The sequence below is a fragment of the Micrococcus sp. LASM2_SD2 genome (genome assembly GCF_057364565.1).
The window spans coordinates 1-3,291 of sequence record NZ_JBNFOB010000244.1 but is presented as its reverse complement, the minus strand read 5'-3'; the positions used below and the strand labels follow the sequence as shown (position 1 = coordinate 3,291).

Annotated in this window: 4 protein-coding genes; 2 read left to right on the top strand and 2 right to left on the bottom strand. The window is 72.4% G+C overall.

All coding sequences use genetic code 11. The features are described 5' to 3' along the window. On the bottom strand, positions 1 to 714 hold a 714-nt coding region (locus tag AC2W7A_RS10755; protein WP_485991347.1), incomplete at its 3' end, for a hypothetical protein. 110 nt (positions 715 to 824) lie between these two features. Next, entirely contained in the window at positions 825 to 1,724 is a 900-nt protein-coding gene (locus AC2W7A_RS10750; RefSeq protein ID WP_485991346.1) for a Cof-type HAD-IIB family hydrolase, read from the bottom strand. A 146-nt stretch (positions 1,725 to 1,870) separates the two neighbouring features. Here AC2W7A_RS10750 and AC2W7A_RS10745 point away from each other — a divergent pair, with 146 nt between their 5' ends. Together AC2W7A_RS10745 and AC2W7A_RS10740 are read left to right on the top strand one after the other, a co-directional pair. After that, a complete protein-coding gene (locus AC2W7A_RS10745; RefSeq protein WP_485991345.1) occupies positions 1,871 to 2,749 on the top strand; it encodes a tryptophan-rich sensory protein in 879 nt (292 codons plus the stop codon). Between the two features lie 225 nt (positions 2,750 to 2,974). After that, the coding region (locus tag AC2W7A_RS10740; RefSeq protein ID WP_485991344.1) for a hypothetical protein at positions 2,975 to 3,291 on the top strand (317 nt) is incomplete at its 3' end.

Genomic DNA, 3,291 nt, shown 5'->3' with positions numbered 1-3,291 from the left:
CCCGCCCAGTCCTGGTCCTCCCCCACGTGGAGCTGCTCGGCGAACGGGGTGCGCACGGGCACCGGGGCCGGCGCAGCGCGTGCGCCGCAGCCGGGTCGTGAGCCGGGTGCCGGGCAGTGCCATGCGGACCTCGTGGCAGAGGGTCTCCTCGCCTGACGGGTTGAGCGCCGCGCTACGGTCGGTCGCCATGCCGACGGCCTCCTGCCGGTCCACGGTGACGGGCAGGCCCATCGCCCGGCGGAGGCGGACGAGGACGTGCCAGGAGTCGGAGAAGGCGACCATGCCCCCGCCCGAGGTGTACAGCAGCGGCAGGAACCGGAAGAAGTCACCGCTGGAGTGGAGGGTCCTCCCGTCCACCCAGTGGCTGGCGTAGTTGCCCGTCCAGGACTTCGCGTTGGTGGTGGCCCATGCGCCGGCGTCCGGGAGCCCTGGTCCGTCGTGCTCGTCCAGGAACTCCTGTGCCCCGCGGGCCCCGTACACCAGCCGGTGTGCGAACTCGTCGTCCCCGACCCCGCGGAACAGCCCGAAGGAGTGCTTCCCGGGCAGATCCAGCAGGTCTGCGGCGGCGTTGCGCCCGATGTGGTGCAGGCGCAGCCGCGTGCCGCGGAGGGGGACGCAGAGATGCTCCCCGTCCGGGAACCCGGTGGGGGCGAGCCACTGCAGGAGGCGCTGCTCCTGACGGCGTGGGAGGACGACGGTGAGGTAGTTGGCCATGGGTGCTGCTCTCCTGGGGCGGCATCGGATATACGGTATGGGCCGTCATGTGAAGATGTGGCCGCGAACACTTCACACCATGACATCACGCCCACGCCGTCCGCGCCGGGTCAACGCGCCAGAAGATCCTGCTCCACCCAGGCCAGCAGGGAGGCGCCCACGGCCTCGTGCACGTCCTCCGGCCGGCCGTGTCCGAGGGCCGCGAGCGCCTCCGCCGTGACCACCGGATACCCGGTGTCCGGCACGCCGTCCTCCGGGCGGACGTCCACGTGGTCCACACGTGCGCCCCGCTCGTGCAGCCGGTCAGCCATCGCGTAGTCGGACCGAGAGTCGCCCGCCGTGAACCAGCGCGCCGGCAGCTGCACTCGCCGCTCGGCCATCATCTCCAGGCAGCGGTCGGCGCCCAGGGCCTTGCCGGAGTCCACGTGCTGCACGTCCACGGAGATCACGGTCGTCTCCACCTCGTAGTCCGACGCCAGCCCCTCGGTCGTCAGCAGCTCCCGGGTGCGGTCGGCCACGGCCTCCCGGGCGCGCTCGTACTCGGCGGTGTCCGCCTCGATCTCCTTCTCCAGGGAGATCATTGCCAGCTTCGTGCGGTCCACGAACTGCAGTCCGCCCGCCAGCTCGTCGTTCGCCGTCCCGACGACGGCCCGGAGCCTCTCCGGGACGGCCATCCCGGGCGAGGTGCGCACCCAGGCCGGCCGGCCGTCGTCGTGCCGCAGCCGAGGGAGGTCCCCGGCGGGGACCTCCGCGAACGGGAACCACACGGCCCCCTTCTCGCAGACGGCGAAGGCCGGCGCGTCGGCGGGCAGCCCGGCCGCGCGCATCGGCGCCAGCACGCTGTGCAGGAGGAAGTCGGCGGACCTCCCGGTGTTGAAGCAGACGGGCGTGCCCGCCGCGAGGAGGCGGACCAGCGAGTCCACGATCCGCGGCGGGACGGAGCGGGTCTGCGTGGAGGCGACGGGGCCGTCCACGTCGAGCAGGAGGCCGACCGGGGGGACTGTGCGCATGTCGCCCAGGGTAGGCGGGGCGGGCCCGGGGGAGGCGAACTCACAGTCTGCGCAGGGCTGGGCGTGTCTGCCGGGGACCCTAGGATGGGGCCAGCGAAGGAACCGGGGCGCCTCGTCCCGGGGATCCGTCTGAGCAGGGAGCATCCATGACCACGCACATCGACCGTCCGCGGGCGGGCAGCGCACTCGACACCACCGTGGGACGCGTCGCCACCGCCGTCGTGGTGGTGGCCGCGCTGAGCATGATGATGGTGGGCATGGGGCTCTTCGGCGGCGTCCGTGTGCCCGAGGCAGTGGGGGGATGGCTCGGAGAGGACGCCACCTGGCTGTCTCCGAAGGAGGTCGCCGGATACGTGTGGGTCCTCATCTACGCCGGCTTCGTGGGATACGCCGTGTGGCAGCTGATGACCCCCACCCCGAGCGCCCGCCACGATCGGCTCCGTCCTTGGATCCTGACCGCGATCGCGCTGAACATCGTGTGGCTCGGGTTCATCGAGTTCGGCGTCCTCTGGGGCGGCGTGGTGGTGAGCCTCGTGCAGCTCGGGGTGCTGCTGCGCATCCTCGTGCTGATGGAGCAGGGGCCCGCGCCGTCGTGGGGCGAGCGCCTCGCCGTGGACTGCGTCCAGGGACTGTACCTGGGGTGGATGCTGTTCCGCGTGTTCGTCAACGTCTTCGCCGGGCTCGGCTCCGACGGCTGGAGCGGCGGGCCGCTGATGCCGGCCACCTGGGCAGTGGTCGCCGTCGTGGCCATCACCGTGCTCAGCGCGCTGCTCTCTGCCTATGACGGCGGACGTCTCTGCGTGGCGCTCACAGTGGCCTGGGGCCTCTTCTGGGTCGGCATGGGCCGCTCGGACGGCTACGGGCTGCAGTCCGGCACCGTGGCGGTCACGGCGTTCGGCTGCGCGGTGGTCGTGATGCTGGCCTGGGTCGGCGCCCGCTGGCTCTCGGCGAAGTCGCCGACGGGTGAGGCCCGCGACCTCATCGCGGATGCCCTGGACGGAGACGGCACCCTCACCACCCGCTGACACCGCTGACCTGGCCGCGGTCGAGACGGCCGCAGGCTGCGGCCGGGAAGCGGCGGACGACACCTCCGGGTGTTCGATTCCTCACAGGATCCCGCTTCTGGCCAGGGGCGATGGTCGCACACGGTATACTGAGAGTCACCTGTCCGCCGGGTCTTCAGTGCCTGACAGGGCAGGGTGCCCCCCCAGGCGAGGGCCCAGCCCTCTTTCGCAGAAGGACACACCGTCGTGCCCGTTTCCCGTTCCCGCTCCCTGCGCCTGACCGCGGCGCTCGGCCTCGGTCTCTCGCTCCTGCTCACCGGCTGTGCGGCCGACGCCCCGACGCAGACGGCGGCATCGGCATCCCCCACGGAGTCGACCTGGAGCACCGATGCCCCCACCTCATGGCCGGTCGACGAGGTCGGTGGCTCCGCGGACGCGCAGGCAGACCGCGACCGCGCCGCGGCAGAGGCGGCAGCAGAGGCGGACAAGCAGGCGGACGCCTCCGAGAGGGCCGCCCGCGAGTCGGACAGGGCGGAACGCGCGGAGGGGCAGCGGCAGAGGCA

What these genes read in the sequence shown, in the direction of transcription:
- AC2W7A_RS10745 (WP_485991345.1), top strand. Translation starts at nt 1,871, where the DNA reads ATGACCACGCACATCGACCGTCCGCGGGCGGGCAGCGCACTCGACACC.
- AC2W7A_RS10750 (WP_485991346.1), bottom strand. Translation starts at nt 1,724, where the DNA reads ATGCGCACAGTCCCCCCGGTCGGCCTCCTGCTCGACGTGGACGGCCCC.